The sequence below is a fragment of the Bullifex sp. genome (assembly GCF_034103065.1).
Taxonomy (GTDB): domain Bacteria; phylum Spirochaetota; class Spirochaetia; order Sphaerochaetales; family Sphaerochaetaceae; genus Bullifex.
The window spans coordinates 1-3,789 of sequence record NZ_JAXEGN010000256.1 but is presented as its reverse complement, the minus strand read 5'-3'; the positions used below and the strand labels follow the sequence as shown (position 1 = coordinate 3,789).

The following is a 3,789-nucleotide window of genomic DNA, read 5'->3' as shown; positions in this document are numbered from 1 at the left end:
CACTGATGGTGACTTTATCGAACACTTATTTATTGCATCAAGCCATGATATCGTAATGTATGTTACAAACCTTGGTAAGGCATATTACACATATGTTTATGAAATTCCTGAAGGTGCTAAGAATTCAAAGGGTGCAAACATAAAGAACTTCTTACAAATTGAAAATCAAGAAAAGATTACTTCTATTATTTGTTTTGATGATTTCAAAGATGATGAATACCTAATGATGATTACCAAGTATGGCATAACTAAGAAGGTTGAGCTTTCTGCTTTCGTTAATGCTAAAAAGCGTGGTGTTAAGGCTATTATTCTTGATGAGGGTGATAATCTTGTTCAGTCTATCTTCGTAAATGAAGGTGACGATGTTATGATTGTTTCAAAAACAGGTAAGGGATTAAGAACTTCATCTGATGCAATCAGAACAATGGGAAGATCTACACGTGGCGTAAGAGCAATGAAACTTCTTGATGATGATGAAATCATCGGACTTGTAAGAGTTGAAGAAGGTAAGAGAATTCTTATGGTTACTGAAAATGGTAAAGGTAAGCAAGTAAGATTTGAAGAGTTCAATGCTCATGGTAGAGCTACAATGGGACAGAAGATTTACTCAATCGATGATAAAACAAGTTATCTTGTAAATGCGCTTGCAGTAAATGATGATAATGATGTCGTATTTGTATCTCTAAATGGTCAGACAATTCGCGTGCATGTTAAGGATATCTCAATTCAAGGCAGAACAGCAAAGGGTGTAAAAGTTGCTTCATTTAAGAAGAAAGACGATTATATCGTTGCAATGGCTGCTACAGAGTATCAAGAAGAATCTGAGGAAGAAGAACAGACACCAGAAGTATCTGAAACAACACAAAATGAAGCTATTCAAGAAATAGAGTCAACAGAAGAATAAAAATATCTAAATAATTCTTTAAGCTGTCAGTTATAAATCGCTGGCAGCTTATTTTTTTGCTCAAAAAATCATAATTTATTATTGTAATAAATACAATAAAAGTGGTTATAAATCTACATGTAACTGTTTCTATATATAGAATCAAATGAGTAAAAAAGGCCGTTTTACGCGTTTAAATGAGGTTTTTGGAAAAAAATAATAGAATTGAAAAATTGATTATAAATAACCAAGTAAATTTATCTTTGTAAGTATTAAATGCAATTACGCAACAATAATTATCAAAAGCCTGGTAATATAAAGAATATTTAGAATAATAAAAGATAATTACTCACAAGTCTTAAAACTAAAAAAAAGAATGTTTCATGTGAAACAGAATTTATTAGTATAATGTGTTAATGCTTATTCATAGATAATGGTTTCACGTGAAACAGTAGAATAATAAAAATAAAAAAGTAGTCATTTATGGATTTTTTAAATAATAATAAAATATATAAATAATCATCAATAATTATGTATTGGGTACTATATTATGGCATAACATTATTGATATCAATTATTCTTAGTAAAAGATTAATAAATAAAAAAAAACTGATTGTAAAATTAAATCTATTTTATCAATCAATATTTTTTGTTTTGCTAATTATTACTTTTGGTGGTGATTATTTTTCTTTCTTGAATAGTTATGTTAGGATCTTTTAATAAATAATACTAAGGTAATAGTATTTACATATTTAGCATCTAAATTTAGATCATATAATTTAATTAAAAGTATTAATATATATTAAATATAGTATTTTTAGGTAGATAAAAACTTGTATTATTTTAAGTTAATTAAAAATGCAGCTATAATATTAAATTAGTAATCTAATAAAGTAGTTTAAATTAATATGCTTTCCAGAGGAAGATTTCTACTTTCTTTATTTGTATTGCCTGCAAAATCCTTAGATGCTATATTTGAATTGATGCGAGGCGAAAGTTGAGTATCTCCCGAAAAAGGACTCTATATGAGTTCTTTTTCGCTTGTTATAGCTTTTTTTACTTTTTTCTTTAAAAGAAATTATTACTTTGTAATCATTCAAATCATTAATTATAGTATTTTTTTTGATAATTCTGATTGCTTCTTTTATACTTGTGTTTTTATTTAAAGAAAAATAGACAGTATAGCCTAGTTTTTAAGATTAATTAAAATAACTTTTTATGTTTGTTCTTTATCTGTATAATTATTTTTAAAGTTTAAATATTCCTGATAAATAAAATCACGATTGGTTTACATTGGTAATAATATCATTGTTGTTATCAGCTATTGAGTATACTTATTGTATGTAACACTGGTGTTTGTTACGTGAAATTTTTAGTAATAATGAATTAGTTTATTAAATGCTTACAAGTATAGAATTAAGGGATAACATTACTTCTTTTTTTTGAATAATTAAAATGAAAAAAAATTAATTAAATAAGATTTAGGAAAATCGGTAAGGTGCTTTTGAATTAGTAATAATATTATTTGTTATATCTACAAAAATAATAATTATAGTAAAAAATATTTCTAAGAATTATAAATTTCAAATAGTTATAAAAGATTTTCCAAGTAACATTATATTAAACTTTAAAACTGCTTTAATCATTAAAAGAATGAGGTTTTATTAATGAATATATGATGAAAATAAATAATTAAATTTACTATTAGTTTCACGTGAAACAATTTCTTTTAAAAAACTTTTACGTAAAAATAATATCCAGGAAAAAATAAAGTTTAATTATTGATTATAATTAATGGAAAAAGATCTAGATTTATTTGATTTAGAATTATATTAAATAAATATTTGCACCTGGTAGGGTAGTAGTTTTTATTATTGAATATAAAACAATAAATATTGTTATTATGAGATTATATTATTTGAATAGTGAATTTGTGAGAATATTAATCTGTTTATGTAATAGTAAAGTCTATTTTTAATTTATAAACCTAAGTAAAGGAACATTTATAATAAAAAAATTGAGTGTAACAGAGGAAAAAAATGAGTAAAATTCTTGAATTTAATGGTTACACTCAAAAAATTAGCTTAAAGTTTGAGTTTAACTATATTTTATCAATATTCGAATAAATGAGTGTAACAAACCCTCTAGATTAATTATTTAGTGTTATTTGATATGTCATAAGTTATTATATAGCGGTTTTAATTTATTATGTTATAATAAATTAAATATATTAAAAGTTATTAGTTTTTATTACTATTTTATTGTTTTTATTGATTATATAGTGATTTGTTTTGTTTTTATTCTTGTCTTTGAGGTTATTTGTTGTGTGTTTCACGTGAAACAAAAAAAATCTGCTCCATTTTAGAGCAGATTATTATAAGTGATTGTTTTTTTTATAAGATTAAAATTGAAGTGAATTTTCAACAACAATTTCTTGATCTTGTAATACGTGTCTGAGATATTTCTCAACGCCATTTTTGAGAGTTGCTTGAGACATTGGACAACCAGCACATGCACCAAGTAACTTTACGGATATATTTTTACCATCCATGCTTACAAATTCAATATCTCCACCATCGTTTTGAAGTGATGGTCTAATCTGGTTGATAGCATCGATTACTTTTTCTTCAAGTGTCATTTCTGCCATTTGAGAACCTCCATATACTTTACTATCAATAAAATACTACATAATTTGTTATGTGGTCAAACTCTTTTTAAGTTGTCGACAATTTTCTTGATAACTACTATATTTATCTTATGAGTGCGCACAAAATAATCTTTTTAAATCAAAAAGGTGGTGTTGGTAAGACTACTACATGTGTCAGCCTTGGCTCATCCCTTGCTGCACTTGGATATAAAGTTTTACTAGTAGATTTCGATTCTCAGGGTAACCTGACTGGTTCTGT

General features: G+C 25.5%; 3 protein-coding genes. 2 read left to right on the top strand and 1 reads right to left on the bottom strand.

What is annotated here, in order from left to right:
* Positions 1–904, top strand: a 904-nt coding sequence (locus SOY52_RS09790) for a DNA gyrase C-terminal beta-propeller domain-containing protein (RefSeq protein ID WP_320848771.1), incomplete at its 5' end; no start/stop codon positions are given.
* A 2,380-nt stretch (positions 905–3,284) separates the two neighbouring features.
* On the opposite strand, the gene SOY52_RS09785 is transcribed toward SOY52_RS09790, so the two are convergent.
* A complete protein-coding gene (locus SOY52_RS09785; RefSeq protein ID WP_414429607.1) occupies positions 3,285–3,530 on the bottom strand; it encodes a NifU family protein in 246 nt (81 codons plus the stop codon).
* Positions 3,531–3,640: 110 nt separating this feature from the next.
* Here SOY52_RS09785 and SOY52_RS09780 point away from each other — a divergent pair.
* On the top strand, positions 3,641–3,789 hold a 149-nt coding region (locus SOY52_RS09780), incomplete at its 3' end, for a ParA family protein (protein ID WP_320848772.1).

Coding starts and splice junctions, on each gene's coding strand:
- SOY52_RS09785 (WP_414429607.1), bottom strand. CDS start 3,530: ATGGCAGAAATGACACTTGAAGAAAAAGTAATCGATGCTATCAACCAG.